Origin of the sequence: Thalassorhabdus alkalitolerans (assembly GCF_042656525.1) — a bacterium.
Classification (GTDB): domain Bacteria; phylum Bacillota; class Bacilli; order Bacillales; family Marinococcaceae; genus Thalassorhabdus; species Thalassorhabdus alkalitolerans.
The window spans coordinates 285612-302619 of sequence record NZ_JBHSOZ010000003.1 but is presented as its reverse complement, the minus strand read 5'-3'; the positions used below and the strand labels follow the sequence as shown (position 1 = coordinate 302619).

The 17008-nt window shown below is 34.7% G+C and carries 15 protein-coding genes; 7 read left to right on the top strand and 8 right to left on the bottom strand.

The window, feature by feature from the left end:
- Window positions 1-12 precede the first annotated feature (12 nt).
- Window positions 13-171 (bottom strand): transposase family protein, encoded by a 159-nt coding sequence (locus ACFPU1_RS04120; protein WP_385940451.1) that lies wholly within the window; start codon window positions 169-171, stop codon window positions 13-15.
- Window positions 172-756: 585 nt separating this feature from the next.
- Window positions 757-957: a cold-shock protein gene (locus tag ACFPU1_RS04115; RefSeq protein WP_100399194.1), complete on the bottom strand. Its 201-nt coding sequence runs from the start codon at window positions 955-957 to the stop codon at window positions 757-759.
- A gap of 349 nt (window positions 958-1306) precedes the next feature.
- On the opposite strand from ACFPU1_RS04115, the gene ACFPU1_RS04110 reads away from it, so the two are divergent.
- Together ACFPU1_RS04110 and ACFPU1_RS04105 are read left to right on the top strand one after the other, a co-directional pair.
- Window positions 1307-1687 carry a FixH family protein gene (locus ACFPU1_RS04110; RefSeq protein ID WP_385938946.1) on the top strand — a complete coding sequence of 127 codons (381 nt, stop codon included), beginning with the start codon at window positions 1307-1309 and terminating at the stop codon, window positions 1685-1687.
- A gap of 502 nt (window positions 1688-2189) precedes the next feature.
- Window positions 2190-3530 carry an alkaline phosphatase gene (locus ACFPU1_RS04105; RefSeq protein ID WP_385938944.1) on the top strand — a complete coding sequence of 447 codons (1341 nt, stop codon included), beginning with the start codon at window positions 2190-2192 and terminating at the stop codon, window positions 3528-3530.
- A gap of 104 nt (window positions 3531-3634) precedes the next feature.
- Here the strand turns inward: ACFPU1_RS04105 and ACFPU1_RS04100 are convergent, their stop codons facing one another.
- A complete protein-coding gene (locus ACFPU1_RS04100) occupies window positions 3635-5266 on the bottom strand; it encodes a Na/Pi cotransporter family protein (protein WP_385938942.1) in 1632 nt (543 codons plus the stop codon).
- A gap of 519 nt (window positions 5267-5785) precedes the next feature.
- Between ACFPU1_RS04100 and ACFPU1_RS04095 the strand changes: the two genes are divergently transcribed.
- Window positions 5786-6349 (top strand): recombinase family protein, encoded by a 564-nt coding sequence (locus tag ACFPU1_RS04095; protein ID WP_385938940.1) that lies wholly within the window; start codon window positions 5786-5788, stop codon window positions 6347-6349.
- Between the two features lie 130 nt (window positions 6350-6479).
- Here the strand turns inward: ACFPU1_RS04095 and ACFPU1_RS04090 are convergent, their stop codons facing one another.
- Both ACFPU1_RS04090 and ACFPU1_RS04085 read right to left on the bottom strand, forming a co-directional pair.
- Window positions 6480-7226 (bottom strand): Cthe_2314 family HEPN domain-containing protein, encoded by a 747-nt coding sequence (locus tag ACFPU1_RS04090; protein ID WP_385938938.1) that lies wholly within the window; start codon window positions 7224-7226, stop codon window positions 6480-6482.
- Between the two features lie 357 nt (window positions 7227-7583).
- Window positions 7584-7751, bottom strand: a complete 168-nt coding sequence (locus ACFPU1_RS04085; protein ID WP_385938936.1) for a hypothetical protein — start codon at window positions 7749-7751, stop codon at window positions 7584-7586.
- A 1275-nt stretch (window positions 7752-9026) separates the two neighbouring features.
- Here ACFPU1_RS04085 and ACFPU1_RS04080 point away from each other — a divergent pair.
- Window positions 9027-11210 (top strand): YecA family protein, encoded by a 2184-nt coding sequence (locus ACFPU1_RS04080; RefSeq protein ID WP_385938934.1) that lies wholly within the window; start codon window positions 9027-9029, stop codon window positions 11208-11210.
- Between the two features lie 149 nt (window positions 11211-11359).
- Here ACFPU1_RS04080 and ACFPU1_RS04075 read toward each other — a convergent pair whose 3' ends face one another.
- Window positions 11360-11962, bottom strand: coding sequence for a recombinase family protein (locus ACFPU1_RS04075; protein WP_385938932.1), 603 nt, complete (start codon window positions 11960-11962; stop codon window positions 11360-11362).
- Between the two features lie 112 nt (window positions 11963-12074).
- Between ACFPU1_RS04075 and ACFPU1_RS04070 the strand changes: the two genes are divergently transcribed.
- The 3 genes from ACFPU1_RS04070 to ACFPU1_RS04060 all read left to right on the top strand — a co-directional run bounded on the left by ACFPU1_RS04070 (window position 12075) and on the right by ACFPU1_RS04060 (window position 15543).
- Window positions 12075-13880: a DUF4365 domain-containing protein gene (locus ACFPU1_RS04070; protein WP_385938930.1), complete on the top strand. Its 1806-nt coding sequence runs from the start codon at window positions 12075-12077 to the stop codon at window positions 13878-13880.
- A gap of 158 nt (window positions 13881-14038) precedes the next feature.
- Window positions 14039-14452, top strand: a complete 414-nt coding sequence (locus ACFPU1_RS04065; protein ID WP_385938928.1) for a hypothetical protein — start codon at window positions 14039-14041, stop codon at window positions 14450-14452.
- 455 nt (window positions 14453-14907) lie between these two features.
- Window positions 14908-15543 (top strand): hypothetical protein, encoded by a 636-nt coding sequence (locus ACFPU1_RS04060; RefSeq protein ID WP_385938926.1) that lies wholly within the window; start codon window positions 14908-14910, stop codon window positions 15541-15543.
- Between the two features lie 74 nt (window positions 15544-15617).
- On the opposite strand, the gene ACFPU1_RS04055 is transcribed toward ACFPU1_RS04060, so the two are convergent.
- Together ACFPU1_RS04055 and ACFPU1_RS04050 are read right to left on the bottom strand one after the other, a co-directional pair.
- Window positions 15618-16295 carry a DUF4352 domain-containing protein gene (locus tag ACFPU1_RS04055; RefSeq protein WP_385938924.1) on the bottom strand — a complete coding sequence of 226 codons (678 nt, stop codon included), beginning with the start codon at window positions 16293-16295 and terminating at the stop codon, window positions 15618-15620.
- 44 nt (window positions 16296-16339) lie between these two features.
- Window positions 16340-16690, bottom strand: coding sequence for a hypothetical protein (locus tag ACFPU1_RS04050; RefSeq protein WP_385938922.1), 351 nt, complete (start codon window positions 16688-16690; stop codon window positions 16340-16342).
- Between the last annotated feature and the right edge of the window lie 318 nt (window positions 16691-17008).

Genomic DNA, 17008 nt, shown 5'->3' with positions numbered 1-17008 from the left:
GGAGGGATGATCTCAAAACCATTTAGTAGTGAGAATGATCAAGTATACCTTTTTTCCACTCATAGGAAAATCGGCGACGCGCCGCGTATAGCGACTGTGTTTTCGATGGGAACACTTATGACAGGAAGGGTAATGTGCTGGTGTCGATAAAACTTTCGTAACAACTTCTATCTCACGAGATTGTTCGGTCCATCACAACACTTGCAGCCTATCATCTAAGTCAACAAAGTTGGTCACAGGTGTTTCGTTCCTTTTTTAGAAGCTATTCCCAAATACTATCAATGGATAAACTCACTAAGTACCAGGTAATCATGAAGTCCATTTAAATCATTCCTTCTTCCCCTAAAGTGCTCAGTTAGTTGACAACCACACTCTTTACTACTACGTTCTTTTACTTCCTGAAAAGCTCCTGAACCCCTGTTCCCGTCTCATTTTATCAGAAGGAAGGTGCCTGATCACAATGCGTATTATCCTACTTAAAATTTATTAGGTTTTTTAACGAAAACATGGTATGCTCTATCTAACCATTTTAATACCTGTTTCATGTTGTTTTTGTAGCTGGCTAAAATGCCTAATCCATTAATTACGAAAATATAGACTTTCTCTTAACATTGGTCTATTTTTAAGTTTTAATTAGGATCGGGCATTAATAGTCAGCTTTTTTGATACATATTCCTTAACTATAGATTCAGCTTGCAGCGAACAGTCACAATAAGAAAACACAAAAAAGGACTCTATAAAAGAGTCCTTTAATAATTATGCCTTGTTTACGTTAGTAGCTTGAGGTCCGCGTTGACCTTGCTCAACGTCAAAAGTAACTGTTTGACCTTCATCTAAAGTTTTAAACCCTTCGCCTTGAATAGCTGAGAAATGTACGAATACATCGTCTCCACCTTCAACCTCGATGAATCCGAATCCCTTATCTGCGTTAAACCATTTTACTGTACCTTGTTGCATGTTTGTTTCCTCCTGTGTGGATCTTTTCCACTATTTAATACTATTATTGCCCAGTTTTCAAAGGAGAAAAGCTTATATACTAATTTTTTTCTTAGCTTATATACTAATTCTTTCCTTAAAGACACGAACAAAAATAATTCTTTTTAATAATAACAATTAAAATTCATAAAATCAATTTTTTTAATCATAGCCTACTCTTGAAGACTTTCAAGGGGAAAACACCTTTTTTATTTTGAGGTATTCACCCAATAGGCCGATTCTTGGCTGGCTGGGATGGAGGGGAGACAAAAAACCTTCTTGAATTCAAGAAGGTTTTTCTTAGAGGGTTTAGATAAAAAATGAAAAGCCTTTGCAGGTCATCGATAAGGGAGAATATAAAATTTCTTCTCTGGATGTTATTGAGGTAGAAATATTAACTGAAGAATCCCAAGACCCAGAAGAAGAATTTGAGCTTGAAGTGCTTGTTACTCAGGGGGACGAAAAAGTAAATGACGCAAATGAGGTTGTGTTTGAAGTTTGGAAAGAAGGAGAAAAAGAAGAAAGCGATATGGTGGAAGCTGATGAGGTAAATGGTGGTGTATATACTGCTCCTTATACAGTGGAAGAAGATGGAGTATATGTTATGCAGCCTCATGTGACAGCCAGAGGAATGCATAGGATGCCGACTCATACCATTTTGGCAGGAGACGTTGAAGAGGAGCACTTCACCCACGTGGATCACGAAGACTAAAATGCTCATGTCCATGACCACCAACATGAGCATGATTCTAATATCCTTTCCGTTTACTTTGCTACACAGGACGGTGAAGAAGCCAGAGAACCGTTGTGAGTTATGCTAGTGAAATTAATGAAAATCTACGGTTACTCCAGGGATTATAGATTACAGTAGGGACACGGTCCTAGCAAAAGATTTATAACTGTTGGAACTTCACCTATTTTCTTCAACCCGCGTGAGCATGAATATAAACATTTTGTACAAATGGAAAATATAAAAGCAACTTAAGCTGGCAATGCCCAGCTTCTTTTTTTGCTTTCTTTGTGCTCACTCTTTGGTCAAAGTTGTATATACCTTCGGTTTACAAATTCTATAAGTCGGCTTAAACCTTCCTTAATAACACGCCATTACACTAATAGATAGAAACATACTCCAAGATGAGTTTGCACCACAAGAAGCAAGGAGGTGCATCTTACATAAGTTCCGCCATGTGTAAAAATTAAGGGAGGTAGGGAAAGTGTTGAAACGTGTGTTGACGATTCCATTAAGCGCAGCATTATTATTAAGTATGGGAGAAGTATCTGCTGGTCCTCCAGATCATGCTGGGAAACCCGGTCATGTAGGACCAAAACAAGAGAACGTTGAAAATGTGATCTATCTGATTCCTGATGGATTTTCCACCGGGTATAATGCAACTTATCGGTATTATAAAGAAGACGGTAGTCCGGTGTGGGACTCCTTTTTAACGGGTATGATGACGACTCATTCAAACGATCATAGAATCACAGATTCGGCTGCAGCTGGTACAGCTATGGCAACGGGTGTCAAAACAAATAACGGAGTGGTAGGTCAGTCACCAGAGGGTGAGGACCTAAAGAGTATCCTAGAAGCTGCAGATGAAGACGGAAAATCTACAGGACTTGTGGCAAATTCAACCATCACTCATGCCACTCCAGCTGTATTTGCCTCAAATGTAGATTCCCGTTCAAACCAGGAAGAAATTGCCCGACAATGCATTGATGACGGAGTAGTGGATGTCATCCTTGGGGGAGGGAAAGATTATTTTCTGCCTGAAGAAGAAGGCGGAAAGCAGCCGGAACGTCATTTGATCGATGAAGCCAAAGAGAAAGAGTATCAGTTTGTGGAAAATCGAGATCAGTTGTTGGATATTGAAGAGGGAAGCATCCTCGGTTTATTTGCAGATAATGCGATGGAGCCGGAACTTCATCGTGAAGGAACCAATGAACCGAGTCTTGCCGAAATGACGAGCAGTGCCATAGACGTGTTAAGCCAAAATGAGGATGGGTTTTTCCTTATGGTAGAGGGCAGTCAGATTGATTGGGCAGGCCACGCAAACGACGCGGCGTGGGCGATGAGTGATACGGAGGCTTTTGAAGAGGCTGTCATGGAAGCCATCGATTTTGCTGATCAAGATGGAGAAACACTGGTTGTCGTGGTAGGAGATCACGATACAGGTGGCATATCTCTAGGTGGAGAGAATACAAAAAGTACCGAGATAGAAATGCTTCGCGACGTGACCGCAACCGGTGAGTATATGGCTAATCAATTAAACGAAGATCGGAGTAATGTAAAAGAAGTTATTCAAGAATACGCAAATATAGACATTACAGGAGAAGAAGCTGAAAACATCCAGGAGTATGCTGATCCAGTGCTGGCTATTAACCACGTAATCAGCAATTATGCGGGTGTCGGCTGGAGCAGCACAGATCATACGGGAGAGGAAGTCCCTCTTTATGCGTACGGTCCAGGATCAGAGTTGTTAACAGGGTTAGTAGACAACACAGATGTGCCGAAAGCAATGGCTGAAGCGATGAATGTAGATCTAACACAGGAATAAATAGAAGAGGTTTTGTTGTTATTAGTCTAATGATAAACCCCTCAGTCACTAGGAGAAAGTGAAATGAGGGGTTTGATTTCTTTATTAGTTACTTTTTTCCGATTTTACTCGTTGATTCTGTCCTCGATAACTGTTTCTGCAATGTTCACGGCGTGGTCTCCAATGCGTTCTAAATTGCTCACCATATCCACAAAAACAATCCCGGCAGAGCCAGAACAACGTCCTTCATTTACACGTAAGATATGTTTTTTACGGAGTTTTCTTTCCATACTATCTATTTCTTCTTCATCCATAATACACTCTTTGGCTAGTTTTACATCATTTTTATCTAAGGCTTGTATGGCCTTATTTAGGGTTTTACTCGTTAGTAAAAACATTTCCTCGAGATCCTTTTGGGCATCTTCAGAAATCTCTACTTTGTTTGTTAGTTGATATTCAACGAGCTCCATAAGGTTTTCCATGTGATCTCCCACTCGTTCAAGATCACGGACGGTATCCATTAAGACAGAGTGTAATTTGGAATTCTCATTGGAAAGAGAGCGTTCTGAAATCAATACAAGATAATCTGTAATCTTATGATCTAAGTTATTAATTGCTTCCTCAAATTGAACAGTAAGCTCTGCATGTCTTCTTTGATTTGTTTTAATATATTGCCATACCTCACTTAATCCTTTTTCTGCAAGTTCAGCCATTCGTAATGTTTCTAGCTTTGCTTGTCCTAAGGCAATCGCCGGGGAGCGATAGACAAAACTGGTATCAAGGTGCTTGGCTTTGTATTCAATTTCTGTTTCCTTTCCAGGAATTAATTTAACTACGATATACGCGAGAAAGCCGACAAACGGGATTTGAATCAATGTATTGGACACATTAAAGATTCCATGAGCAAACGCAATGGTCATAGCAGGATTCAAATTGAGTACTCCCTGTAGGTAACTGACTAGATTTGTATAAGGCACGAGTAAAACTAAAACAAGGGTAGCGCCAATTAAGTTAAAGATGACATGGGTGAGAGCTGCACGTTTCGCTGCAAGTGAAGCGCCGATGGCTGCAAAAACTGCTGTGATCGTCGTACCAATGTTATCACCGAACAATACAGGCAAAGCTGCCGGTAAAGTCATTGCTCCTTGTTCATACAGTTGTTGCAAAAGACCGATAGAAGCAGAGGAACTTTGTACGGCTACCGTGAAAATAACCCCAATTAATACCCCGAGAATGGGATTTTCACTCATGCTGATGGTTAATTGTTCAAAAGCTTGTACATCTCGTAACGGACTGACACCTTCCCCCATAAGCTTTAATCCGTAAAACAAAGCGCCAAACCCCATGATGACTTGGCCATAATGGTTGACTTTTTTGTTTTTGAAAAAGAACAATAAAAAGGTACCCACAAACATAATAGGAAGTGCGTAAGCAGAAACTTTAATCCCGATAATAAAAGCTGTGACCGTGGTTCCAATATTGGCTCCCATGATCACGCCAATAGCTTGTTGTAATGTCATAAAACCAGCATTTACAAGCCCAATCGTTAAAACGGTACTTCCCGAACTGGATTGAATTAAGACGGTAACAATGATTCCAGCAATCACTCCTAAGAAAGGATTGCTTGTAAACTTATCCAAAATGTCTCGCAATCGATCGCCAGCCACTTTTTGTAAGCCTTCACTCATAAATTTAAGTCCAAACAAAAAGATGCCTAGACCACCTAAGAACGTAAAAACTATTGTTTGGATATCCAATGCAGCTTCCCCCTCAATCGCAACTATTTGTTATAGAAAAGATTCATATATATGCAAACATACAAAATTTTAGAGGGGTAATATTAATTATCTATTAACTCAATGTAAAAGTTTTATTAAGTTTTTATACTAACGAGAGAAGGTAGGAAGAAAAGCAACAGCAAAAGAGGTATTGTCTGACACTAGTGGAAATTGACATAGGATAATAGATCCAATCCTGTTGGAAGAAAAACGGATGTTTTTACTATATATAGAATAAGGCTTCCAATATTCAATGCTGAGTTTTTAAAGTTCAGCGTGAACGAGGACGACCTCTCACCATGGAAAAGTATTGAAATTTGTCTCGATAACGTTCGTTTTTGATAACGCACTAACTGCAATAAAAAACTCACTCTGTTTTTTAATTTGTTGGCTGATTTTCAGTTTCAAAAGTCATCTCAAAATCTTAGTATCTATATATACTTTAATTAACCTTTTTGATAACATGAAAGTAAGGAAATCAAAAAGGAGTTACAAAAAATGTTATTTGGGTATGCTCGTGTGAGTACAAAAGATCAAAATTTACATATGCAGTTTGATGTTCTGAAAAAATACGGAGTAGAAGAAAAAAACATCTACTCAGAAAAAGTTACTGGAACCAAAAAAGACCGACCAGCTTTTAACGAAATGCTAAAGTATCTCCGTGAAGGAGATACAGTTGTTGTTTACAAACTCGATCGAATAGGCCGGAGCACAAAACACTTAGTTGATTTGATCAATGATTTCCAAGAAAAAGGAATTAATTTTGTTTCGATAAATGAGAACATTGATACAACAACGGCAATGGGAAAACTCGTCTTTACGATTTTCAGTGGACTAGCTCAATTTGAACGCGACATTATCTCAGAACGAACAAAATCAGGGTTGGATGCAGCAAGAGCTCGAGGACGAAAAGGAGGAAGACCAAAAAAAGACCAATCCAAGTTGGAGTTGGCCTTTCGGATGTATGACAGTGAGGAATATAGTATTCAAGAAATATTGGAGGCTACTGAGATGAGTCGGGCTACTTTTTATCGCTACCTATCAAAGAGAAATGGGAGTTAAGGGGGAAAAACTGACTTTTTTCTGTCTCCTTTGCTTCAATGGTAATAAATAATTTCTTCAATCCCTTAAAAATTTGTGGAACTATTTCTTTTAACTTAATAGGAGGAGCAACCGTTATAGCTTCTCTCTGTTATGAAAGGTGTTTTTCAAGAACGTCCATTGTCTTTTGGATGCTTCTTAACAGTCCAATCATGGTCTCTTTAATTTCAGTTGAAGATGTGTAGTCACCTACACCATATGAAGCACCCTTTTCGTCTAATGTTATTCCTGAACTTATAAGGTATGGAGGATGGTTATGTGCAATATCGTTCCTCATTTTCACACCTTTCTTAAAGTCAGATGATTTCTTTATCTTAAATAAATTATCTGATAAAGACTTGTCAATATTCTTCATTCTATGAAGTGCGTTATTGAAGCTCACTTTGTCTAAAAAGTTAGATTCATCTACTTCAATTTCATAATGTTTATATAATAAGTGTGCAATCGTTTCAAAAACCGTAAAAGCCTTCAAAAAGAATGTGTCAGCAAAGAAAGAGAAGTTGTATTGGTTGCTATAATGTTTTTCCTCAAAATGAGGGAAAAACTGAACCGACTGACCTTTATCGCCAGGAGAAATATACCATTCGTCATCAGGTATGCCTCTGTAGTAATAGAACATTGCATATCCAAAGTTACTTTGAATGGAAAGCAATCTATTATGCAATACCGATTCCCAATGGTTCATATCCCTGTTTCTCATCTTTTGAAAAATGTTCCCTTCTTTATAAAACAACAACCCTACTGATTTATCGGGTATTTGTAGTGGGTTTTCGTTTGCGTAATCATTAATTTTAACTTTTGAAATATCCTCAAAGGGTGTAATGTAAAATGTTTTCATAGTCCCTTCCTTTCATTGTTTTATACAATGTAATTCTACGATATTCCATAATATCAAATGGAAAAAGCTTCTCTGACGGCATATTCTATTTTCTCTTATATTTTTGTTTGTCCCTCCCATTAAAACGTCCCCATAAAAAATTTATAGTAGAGATTTTTTTATAGTCTTTTTAAATGTAACTATTAATAACGCGTTCCTTTACTATTCAACCATAAAAGAGCACCTGTAATTACAGGTGCTCTTTGTTAAAATAATTACAAATTATTTGGTGGTTGCTAGGAAAGGATACAGCATGAATCAAACTAATTTTTAATTTAATTTGATTTGGTGCTGCACCCTTTCAAAAGCTTTGGCTTATTAATACTGGCCACCAGGCTCCCCGCAAAGCGCCAAAGCAACTAACACTACACCAATATTCAACATCGTAAACCACTCCATTTTCGATAAAAGATTTAATACGTGTGCTACTGAAGAAGAAAGAACTCCTCCATATAACACACCAAAAAACCATCCATTAGTACTCATATACGTGGTTAAAATTCCACAGGTCGGGAGATTTTGAATCGAACAAAATCCAGTTAATAACATGTAACAAAATTATTATATCATAAATTAACTCATTTGTAAATATTTAGGAGTCATTATGAGCTCACCGTGAATATAGTTTCGACAACCTTTGGTTATATCACTCACTTATTTATGCATGGCTCTAAAGACAAACTTAAAAAACGAGTAGCTTCAGAATAAGGTCTACTTTCCTTCTTTAAACAGTATATTTTATTATCTGATTGAAAAAAGAAAAAACTAACGTATATAACCTTTTTCAGATTGCCCTTCCTTAAACAAGTCTGTTTGAACATATAAACCCCTTGATATAACTCTATTATAATTTGTTCACATAGGGTGTGCTCTGAGTGAACACGGGTATAAAAAAGAAGAGAATAATAAATGGTCACAAATGTTTAAAGACGCTGACCTACTAAAAGAAAGGTTATAAAATGACGAGTTCCGACGACAAAATGACGAACGGAAAAAAGAGTATGAAGAGTTAAAGAAAAAACTAGAAAGCCTTGAGGAAAAAAATAAAGAATCTAATCAAAAAGTGATTCAGACAGTGGAAGAAACAAACTTTTCCAATAGGGAGGATTTTATGAAACGACTGGAAGACTTGATGGAAAGAAGGGAAAAAGAGAAAAAGAGTTTTTTAAAACGTTTATTTAAAGGTAGTAATTAGGATAAGACACCATGTAAAGAAAAGCCTTTCTTCGGTTGAGGATCAAAAAAAAGAAGCATCCTAGACCGACGTATGGTCCGGGGTGCTTCTTTTTTGCGATTCAGAAGGGTGATCTTTGTTGTACCTTTATTATTAGGTGATAGGCACCTTATTATACATGAACACATGGAACAAAAAGGGGACAATAAACCCTTCTTGGATGAAAGAAGGGTTTATTGTCTTAGGAGGTTCTAGACAAAGATGAAAAAAAGCCTTAGCAGGCGATAAAGAAAGAATATAACGTATTCTCTCTTATAGGATAATACACTTCATTGATAAATGGGAATGGTTCTCATTTATCATTTTACTTTGTAGGTATTTTCATTATAGTCAACTTATTATCCATTCGTTTTTACCTAATTTTATTTGGAAGACTTGTTTAACTTGGGCATTTTACACTTTTATGTATAGCATGACTTCTAGCATTTATCATTTCTCTCCCACTCTAAATTGGAATTACTAATAAGTAATTAATGGTATAATAGTTTAAATGGAAAAATTTAGGTGTGATAGAGGGGGAGAGCTAGATGGATTATGCTGCTATCAATTACGCTTTAAAAAATGATAAGAAAGACGATGTTGCCCGTTTACTTGTGGATTTGTACATTGACAATCCTGAAAAGTTTAAAAAAAGGATGCTATTAAATTTGATTACCGATCCAACAGCTCATAAATTTTCAGAGGATTTAATGAATAAGTTACACCAGGCCTTCCTTATCGCTGGAATCAAGTTAATAGAGAGAGAGATAGATATTGAAAATTACATCAAGGTTTCTAACATTTTTTCAGCGTTGCACATTATAAGTCAAAATCATCAAAGTATCTTAGATAGACTGAAACAGAATAGTTTCTCAACCTATCAGCTTTCTGAACAGTTACAAATGATGTGTATTTATTTTGAGGATCAAAAAAGATTATTTGATAAAAGTAAACAAAATCAAAAGAGCTTCATAACTGGTGTTGAAGATCATATATCTCGATATGAAGTGAATAATGTGGCAGATTTAAAAGTCTCTATGTCTGATAATTTTGAAGCGCTAACTGAAATAATTGATACGTTATTTCAATATCTCTATTTCTGTGGAGGAAAATCTATTGAAAAGCAGGAAAATTATGAGCATGAAAGTATACCTTACGAAAATCCAAGTTTTGAGGAAATAGTATACCTAGCTCACCAGAAAAATATACTTTCGTTAATATGGAATAAATTAAAATATAGAGATTTCGAATATAAAATAATAAAAGACCAAAGAGACAAGACATATATATTCGAACCACCATCCCATGAAGACTTTAAAAAAGAAAGAATTGCACTCAATCGTTATCATTATCGACAATATTCTAACACACAAGAAATAAAATCTACTAATTTAAAAGAATACAGAAGTTCAGTTAAGTTTATGGACAAAATAGGAAACGTAGATTTAACTGACCTTCAAAATATATTTAAAGTAGATAAGCACAATTTCTTTCTTGCTAACTTTTATATAAAAAGCTGGATAAAAGGGCAATTAAAAGCATTAGATAAAGTATATTTTGAGTTACAGAACGATGGTGTTAAGGTTTTAGATTTAATTAAAGGGTTTGAATATATGTTTACCATCGCTACTATTTACCAAAAATCAGTGCTAAATATCTTTGATGAGAATAATACAAATCATTACAAACTTTTATCACCTATTATAGATATAGAACACTTTATTAAGCACTTTTCGTCTTTATATAATTTAGATATACAAGTAGCAGAGAAAATATTAGATATTTTTATTTTTCAAAGGAAATTAAAATTGGATGTCTTTTCACAACCATTGATTTACGTAGGGAAAAATAAAGTAATATTATGTCCCAGTTTAATCTTACAAATGAATATTGTTAGAGTAGTTGAATGGATAAGCTCTAGATGGAATAAAGAAATATCTGTTAAAGGGAAAGTTTTCGAAAAAGATTTAAGATACATTCTTTCATTTAATCCTTTTCTTAAAGTAAACAACAATGAAATTAAATTTATAGCTACTGATGGTAAGGAAGTGCAGTTTGATTTTATAGCAGAATTTGATGATTATTTACTTTTAATAGAATTTAAGCATGTTAAACATGCTTTCTCTGACTATGATAAAAAGGAAATATTAAAGACTATAGATGAAGGAGTAGAACAAGTTAATCGTAGGGTAGATGTTATTAAAAATGATTGGAGAGAAATAAGAGAACGATGTAGTTTTGAATTGCCACAAATACCTCCTAAAGAAGAAAAAATAATAAAGTTGGTTTGTACTAATAATATTGATTTTTCGTCTACTATACGAGACGGAGTACAGATAATAGATTCCTCGTCACTACTTAAATTTTTTATGTCACCTGATGTTAAAGGAATTTCAATTGCCAGTGAAATTAACGAATCGCAGTACAAAAAACTATGGAAAAAAGATTACCCAACAGTTGAAGAATTTAAGGCATTCTTAAATGAACCAGTAGCAATACAACCTTATATTGATTGCTATAAAAAAACTTATATTCCAGTACCCACAATAAATAAAAGTGATAATAAAATTTATATGCTTGACTTACAACTTATAAAAGACCCCTACGCAAAATTTAATACACAAATTGAATCAAGAAAGAGAAAGAAAATTGGCAGAAATGACAGCTGTCCCTGTGAAAGTGGTGTAAAATATAAAAAATGTTGTTTACCTAAAAAAAATGAAGTTGTCTAAAAAGGGTAAGTTGAAATAACTTACTCAAGGTACCCTAACCCCGTACCCCTATTATAGTGGTACGGGGTTAGGCGTTTCAGCTTAAATTTAAAGTGACAATGGGGGCTGTCTAAGATCTTTCACGGATTAATATTTCTCTGGTCAGTATTTTAAAGGTTTCTATAAAGAGAACTTCTTGATACATTTGTTATCTCACAAATTTCACTCACCGTATGGTTTCCTTCTTTATAAAGTTTAATTGCATAATTCATTCCTTTATGGCTATCATGATATTTTTTCACTCTTCCTCTGTATTTTCCTTCTTTTTTCGCAAGTTCAATGCCTTTCCGTTGTTTTTCCTTTAAAATGCTCCGTTCTAATTCACTAAATCCACTCATGACTGTTAGAAAGAATTTACCAGTAGGGGTTATTGTATCAATTCCCATATCCATGATGACAAGGTGAACGTTCTTTTCCTGCAGGTATTCCACTAAGTTCAATAATTGCACTGTACTTCTCCCTAATCGGTCCATTCGTGTGACAACCAAAATGTCTTCTTCTTGAAGGCGGTCAATCAAAGTGTCCAGTTTTTCTTTCTTCTTTGAAACACCTGTGATTTTCTCCGAGACAATTTCATCGACTCCAAAGTCATGTAGTTGTTCTAGTTGCGTATGTAAGTTCTGGTCTTGAGAACTAACTCTGGCATACCCAAAAGTGGTCATTTTTTCATCTCTATTTTGGAATAAGTCAATTGGGACAACTCTACTTCCCATTCTACCGTACTTTCTGACTTATCCCAATAGGGTATACTCTACCGGAACACCACATTAATAATTATGCTCTACTTCCAAATTGGATTATAATGTAAATGTTAGGGGGGATATTTTGGATCAAAAGAAAATTGAACAGATAGGTATTGTAGCAGTAGAAGATTTAATAAGTGAATCTGAATATCTTTACAGCAATTTAGAAAAAAATGATAAAGATATATCTTTTGATGGTAGCATAGATGTTTTCTCCACTGTTAAGCCAACTGTTAAAAGTATCATTGGAAGCGTTCCAGTTCAAGTTAAAGGCACTACACAAAGATTCAAAGGGGATGCTAAGTTTCCTTTAGAGAAAGAACACTATGAGTACTTTTATAAATGTAATGGTGTTTTGTTCTTTGTAGTAAAAATAAATAAGAAAAACCATAAGACTAAACGAAAAGTGTTTTTTAAAATTCTATTAGGAAAAGAACTGCATTCTATACTGCAGTCTTTTAAGGAAGGTCAGAAAACAAAAAGATTAAAATTGAAACCCATTAATAATTATGATCTAACATCAATTTGTAAAAGGTTCATAAGAGAAAGAGAACACCAGACTACTAGAATTATAGAAGATGCGTTAAAAGATCATGAGTATGAACGCTTTGTTTTAAGCAGTCCTACATTTGATAAGGCCCAAAAAAAGTTGAAACTGTTTGACCATGAATTTTATCTTTATGGCATTAAAAAAGGAAGCGATTTAAAATATCCATTGCACCATATAAAAGAAATAGATGAAGTAAGTAAAAAGTTTAATGGAAAGATAATATTAGACGGAAGAAAAGTGCATTCTTTATATCAAGAAATTAGTATAAATAAAGATTCTGAATGGAAAATTATAATAGAAAATACTTTAGAATTAAACTTTTATGGGGATGGTATTTCTTATAAAATTATTGATTCATACTCTGTAGAATCTTTGTCAAAAGTAATTCAATTTTTACTTAACTTTAATGAAAGTGAAAAACTCAAAGTTTTAGATGAAAAAGGCAGAGCTTTATTGGAGGACGTTTTTTATTACAAAGAAGATAAACTACAACGCAAAGAAACATTAAAAGAATTAGAAGTATTTGAACGAGACGTTAATAAAATCAAACAAGCATTGAAAATATTAGAAGTAGATGAACATACACCAATTGGAAATACCGAAAAAAATCCGATATTCAAGTTATTAGCTTTAGCTAATGCCCTTCTTGAAAATGAAATAGATAATATTTCTATGAACAATAAGGACTCTATTCATTTTGGGAAGCTTTCTGTAGGTGATCTGTGTTTTGCGCTCTTCTATGATCCCTCATTACCAAATAAATTGATGCATGCCTTTTCCCCTGAAGCAGAAAAGACGGTGGTCACTTTAGTTGTTCAGGATACTGGAGAAAAATTTGACCACAGTCCATATATACTTTTGTCTAAAAATATTCTTACAGAAGCAAATAATCTTAATTACGAAGTATTAAAAAGATCTTTTGCCAGTATTAAAAATTTAAATAACCCTATCGTTTTTGAAGATTTAAATTCCTTTTGTCTTCGGTGTTTACATGCTTATGACCAAAATCAACAATCGCAACTTTTAGAATTAGTGGAACATATATACAATAAATTTTTAGAGCAGTATAAAAGTCAAGTAAGTGACTGCTATCCCACAGCATCTATAAATTTAATGCAAACTTTATATAGAAAGCAAAATAGACTCACTGACGCCCAAATTGATATGCTCATAGACCTTAGTACAGAGCACTCTAACAACCAAGTGAATTTTTGTGTAAATGTCCTAACCGAAAATAAAAGAGTAGCAACAAGTTATTTTGAAAGATTGGATAAGGAAACACAACATTTTTATAAGACTCTACCTATATTTAATATTTATGAAGCTCTTCAATCATAGAAAAGAGTTTCAAGCGAAAAAGTAGTTTTCCTTTCTGGTAAACATTTATGTTGTTATTTAGTGGAAAACGTGTGGTAGGTCAAGGTGACTTAAAATTAGTAGGATACATTCTCTTTAGGGGCTGCTTTACAAAAGTGTATAGCTAGGAAGTGAAAAGTGTGGGTCTAGATAAAAAATGGACAAATCAAAAATTCGAAAAAGAGCTAAATACTTATCTAATTGGGTGGAAAAGAATTGGTGATGTGGTTAACGGAGCTCATACTGTAGAAGTCCTTTGTAGTAGGGGACACACAAGAAAGTTAGCTCCCTCCAAGATAAAGAAACAAGGACAAGACTGCTTGGAGTGTGTTAGATACCTCGATCGAAAGAACGCTTGTGAAGACTTTATTAAGAACCTAAAAAAAGAGAGTTATATACCAAAATTCACATTCAATAATTACAAAGACAGTAAAACTAATTTATCTGTTATTTGTCCAAACGGTTCCCCATGGAAAATTAATAGATCAGGATTTGTTACAGAGAGAAGAAGGTGTAGGTCCCTGATAATTGGAAGGGAACACATCATGAGATAAATGGAGTATGGGTAGCGTGTGGACATAATGATACCAAAAGACCAAGTAAAGTTATATATAGAAATGTAAGGTGCGGAAAATGTAGAGAAGAAGAGCTTTTAAAAAAGTTTAAGCAATACCAAACAGAACTTGGATTCAAAATCAAAGATGAAGAGCAATTAATAGGTTTTAAAACTAAACAACAGATTTCCATTATTTGTAAATTCAACCATGAGAACACAACTTGGGTAAAAAGTATTTTACGTCATGATATTGAAACTTATCATAAGAATAATGCATTTGTTTGTGTGGATTGTAAAATAGATTACCTAAGCGGCCTGAATAGTCCCTTGTATGTACATGGTAAAAGTTTAGAGAATCTAGAAAGTAGAAATGACGCTCTTTATAAAAGGTGGTATAGACTTGTAAAGAAGACAAGAGTAAACTGCGCTATATGTCAAAACAGACCGATTGAAGTGGCTCATCATTTATATGGTTTTGATGAATACGAGAATGTACGATTCATCCCGGAAAATGGGGTTGCACTTTGTTGTGAATGCCATAACGATTTTCATGGTAGGTACTCATTTGGTAACAACACTTTAGAACAGTTTAAAGAGTATATACAAGGGTTGAATTATGATACCTACGAACTTGAGAAATCATTGGATATTCTGAAACCTATGTTAGAAGAAGAAATAAAAAAGAAAAAAGAGAAAAGAAAAAAACACTATTCTATTGCTAAATTAGCAACAATAATAAACGAGTATCCTGAGATTGTTAGAATATTAATGATGCACGGACAGATAAAAGGAGCTTATACCGACCAAGACGGAATTTGGGTGATACCTCAAGAAGAAGCAGAAGAATTTTTCGAATTACGACCTGAAAAAAGAAAAAAACTAATTAATTGCCTGGTGGGTAAACAATATGGAAATTTAACCATTACCAAAGTGATTGGTAGAAAACTTGAAGGAAAGAAAGGCAGACAAGAGAGACTATATGTTGAAGTCAGGTGTAAATGTGGTGAGGTAAGAGAAAAACCTTACTATAGTATCGAAAGAGGCACAATTAAGTGTTCCTCTTCCTGTAAAGGTGATTTTTATCAGTAATTATAAAATTGAGAAAGAGTGATGCAGTGTTTCTGGTCTGCTACCACTCTTTTGTTTATTTTATAAGCTTCTTTTTATTCACCACGAAGGTTAAACCAGGCATCCTCGTATTTAACTAATGGTTTTTCATCATCTGCATCAACGATAAATGGTACCCAACCTTCTGTATCTCCACCTTCATAAAGATCAGAACGGAACTCAGGATCAAGACCAGACACACTTACAAAATCCTCATAAGAAGAACCACCTTCACTTATTACATCAAATTGTTGAGTGTTTACTTCAAAAGGCTCTTCCTCAACTTCATGAACCTTTACATGGAATTTAGCAAGGATATACTCTTTTCCATCTCCAGCATCTTCGTTAAATTCATTCCCTGCTTTCACCATCTCTGCAGCTTCTTCCCCACTTATCGACTCAAGAAGTGTTAGTTCATAATGTACTTCACCGTGCCAAAAGTCGTTTCCTTGAATTTCTGCAGTTTCTCCATCCGAAACAGGATTGTCACGAGTGCCAAATTCCTCATCAGCATCTTCCTCATTTTCTTCTAAATCCTCTTCTAGATCCTCTTCTAGATCCTCTTCACTATCTCCTTGACTCTCTTCTGAATCATCAACTTCTTCTTCTACTTCTGCCCCTTCAGCTTCCTCGCTTTGATTATCTTCCGAACTGGAAACCTCTGTACCCTCTCCACATGCTACCAAAGTTCCTACCACAGCTACTGTTCCTATACTTAAAGCAAATTTTTTCACTATGATTTCCTCCTAAAGTTATTTATTCTGCAAGTACGATATTTTTAAGCCACATCGCCCTTAATCTGTTGTTTCTTTTCTTTACGCAATATTCCCATCAACCCTGCAGGGATAAGAAATAACGCTGGAACTACTCCGAATAAACTAATAGAAATTAAAATTGCAATACCACTGATCAGCATTAACCATCCACCTAATTTGGCTTTAAACTTTATAATAATAGCTCCTATGATTGCTAAAGAACTAAATAAAAAGGCACTAGTACCTAAACCCATCAAACTACTACTACCATTAAAAGCTTCATCTACACTTCCCATGAATAAGGCTAAAAAAGCACCACAAAATCCTATTAAACCACCTAGAATCCCTAATATCATTTCCGTAATTCTACTCATAACTAACCTCCCTTATAAAACATTTAGGTAAAATTTATCATTTTTTAGGTAAAAAATATATAAAAATTAAGAAAAATTTTCCACAAATATAAATATTATGCATGTCTAGTAGTTTTAAATACTTTATTCTGCCATAGGACCCCCGAAATACTGACTGGTGTTTACAACTTACACTTTGCTATGCAAAATTGTCTTCTCCCTTTTGAACCAGTCTGTTTGAACAAACGAACCCCTTTCCATTACTGAGATGTCAATTGTTAGTACAGGGTGTACTCTGAGTTAACATAGGTATAAAAAAGAAGAGAATAATAAATGGTC

What these genes read in the sequence shown, in the direction of transcription:
- ACFPU1_RS04095 (WP_385938940.1), top strand. Translation starts at nt 5,786, where the DNA reads ATGTTATTTGGGTATGCTCGTGTGAGTACAAAAGATCAAAATTTACAT.
- ACFPU1_RS04085 (WP_385938936.1), bottom strand. Translation starts at nt 7,751, where the DNA reads ATGAGTACTAATGGATGGTTTTTTGGTGTGTTATATGGAGGAGTTCTT.
- ACFPU1_RS04075 (WP_385938932.1), bottom strand. Translation starts at nt 11,962, where the DNA reads ATGGGAAGTAGAGTTGTCCCAATTGACTTATTCCAAAATAGAGATGAA.
- ACFPU1_RS04090 (WP_385938938.1), bottom strand. Translation starts at nt 7,226, where the DNA reads ATGAAAACATTTTACATTACACCCTTTGAGGATATTTCAAAAGTTAAA.
- ACFPU1_RS04050 (WP_385938922.1), bottom strand. Translation starts at nt 16,690, where the DNA reads ATGAGTAGAATTACGGAAATGATATTAGGGATTCTAGGTGGTTTAATA.
- ACFPU1_RS04115 (WP_100399194.1), bottom strand. Translation starts at nt 957, where the DNA reads ATGCAACAAGGTACAGTAAAATGGTTTAACGCAGATAAGGGATTCGGA.
- ACFPU1_RS04080 (WP_385938934.1), top strand. Translation starts at nt 9,027, where the DNA reads ATGGATTATGCTGCTATCAATTACGCTTTAAAAAATGATAAGAAAGAC.